This is a genomic window from Kutzneria sp. 744 (assembly GCF_000568255.1).
Classification (GTDB): domain Bacteria; phylum Actinomycetota; class Actinomycetes; order Mycobacteriales; family Pseudonocardiaceae; genus Kutzneria.
This window is the reverse complement of sequence record NZ_KK037166.1, coordinates 228,727-230,562: the sequence shown is the minus strand read 5'-3', so window position 1 is coordinate 230,562 and position 1,836 is coordinate 228,727. Positions and strand designations below refer to the sequence as shown.

Below are 1,836 nucleotides of genomic sequence, written 5' to 3'. Positions count from 1 at the left end.
CGGTACTCCCAGTCGCCGTCGACCACTCGTTGGTGGCTGCTGTCATGGGAACTCCAATCGGTGGTCAGCCCGCCACGGTGTGCGGGAGGTGGCTCGGGCGGTCAGCAACCGATCTTGTCGGTGGTTGCCGATAGCGTGCTTGGGGTGTCGCGCTATCGACTGCTGCCTACTCCTGACCAGGAGGCGGGCTTGCTGGCGCACTGCGGGCATGCGCGGTTTGTGTGGAACCTTGCTGTTGAACAGCATCAGCACTGGCGGCCGGGGTTCGTCTCGGCGCCAGGCTACGTCGAGCAGGCAAGGCAGTTGACCGCTGCGCGTGCTGAGCACAGCTGGCTGGCGGCTGGTTCGGTGACGGTGCAGCAGCAGGCGTTGCGGGACTTTCATCAGTCGATGGCGAGCTTCTTTCGCGGTACGCACCGCCGCCCGACCTGGCGCAAGGCCGGCGTGCATGAGGGGTTCCGTCAGGTCGGAGTTCGCCATGGGCAGGTGAAGCGGATCAACCGACGTTTCGGAGGTGTGGCTGTGTCTGCTGCGCTGTCCACCGGTGAGCTGTTGGTCTGTCCGGGCCTGCGGTCCGCGGAGGTGATGTGGTTGCGCAGGCTGCAACGCCGTCTCGCACGAGCCAAGCGTGGATCCAACAGGCGGAAGAAGATCAAGACCGCGATAGCCGGACTGAGGGCCCGCGAGACTGACCGGCGGAAGGACTGGGTAGAGAAGACCAGCACCGACCTGGCCCGCCGTTGTGACGTCATCAGGGTCGAGGACCTGCGTATCCGGAACATGACCCGGTCCTCGAAGGGATGTCGCGACCAACCAGGTCGGCATGTGCGGCGGAAGGCCCGGCTGAACCGGGGCATCCTCGCCAATGGCTGGGGCCGGCTCGTGACGCGGCTGGAACACAAGGCTTCCGGCCGGGTGGAGAAGATCAGTTCTGTGTTCACGTCGCAGACCTGTCATGCCTGCGGGCACCGCGCATCGGAGAACCGTGAGAGCCAAGCGGTCTTCCGATGCGTCGCCTGTGGACATCGGGCGCATGCGGACGTGAACGCGGCCAAGAACATCGCGGCAGGGCGTGCCGTGACTGCACGGGGAGCCCTCCAGCCGTTGGGCGGGGCTGTGAACCGTGAACCTCACCCTGCTACCTCCACCGCGTGAGCACTGGTAGTGGGTTGGAATCCTCCGTCTTCGGGCGGAGGAGGACGTCAAGGGGTGATCACCTGTACTCCTCCGCCGTCGGCGGACGCGACGAGGACGCGTCCGGTGCTGGGGTCGACCGCCACCGAGTTGGGTTGGCGGACGCTGGGGACACGGTGGCGCTCGACGGGTTCGCCGCCGGCGACGTCGTAGGCGACGACCTGGTTGACCGCGGTGAGGGTGATCCAGGCGAGGTCGCGGTGGGGGTCGTAGGCGATGCCGTAGGGGCCGCCGGCGACGGGGTAGCGCTGGAGTTCGACGAGGGTGTCGGGTTTGTAGACGAGGAGTTCGCCGCCGCGGCTGTCGGTGACGAGGACCCGGCCGTACTTGTCGGTGACGGCGTTGGTGGCGCCGTCGCCGGCGCGTAGGCCGGCGCCGACGGTGCCGGCGGCGGGGTCGAGGTCGAAGACGGCGGTGCGGAGGCGGTCGAGGACGACGGCTTTGCCGTCGTCGACGGGGAGGGCCTGGTCGGCGCTGGCGAGGCCGGTGATGGTGCGGTCGGTCTTGTCGCCGGTCATCACCGCGACGGATTTGGTGTCGTGGAGGGCGACGAGGGTCTGGTTGCCCTTGGTGTTGGCGGCGACGGGTCCGCCGGGGAGTGTGATCTTGTCCACGGCGCCGGTGGGCAGGGTGATGCGCAGG

2 protein-coding genes are annotated in these 1,836 nt (G+C 67.9%); one reads left to right on the top strand and one right to left on the bottom strand.

Annotated elements, in window-relative coordinates:
• On the top strand, positions 1-1,155 hold a 1,155-nt coding region (locus KUTG_RS55755), incomplete at its 5' end, for an RNA-guided endonuclease InsQ/TnpB family protein (RefSeq protein WP_232240585.1).
• Between the two features lie 47 nt (positions 1,156-1,202).
• Here the strand turns inward: KUTG_RS55755 and KUTG_RS01155 are convergent.
• Positions 1,203-1,836, bottom strand: a 634-nt coding sequence (locus KUTG_RS01155; protein ID WP_369794414.1) for a YncE family protein, incomplete at its 5' end; no start/stop codon positions are given.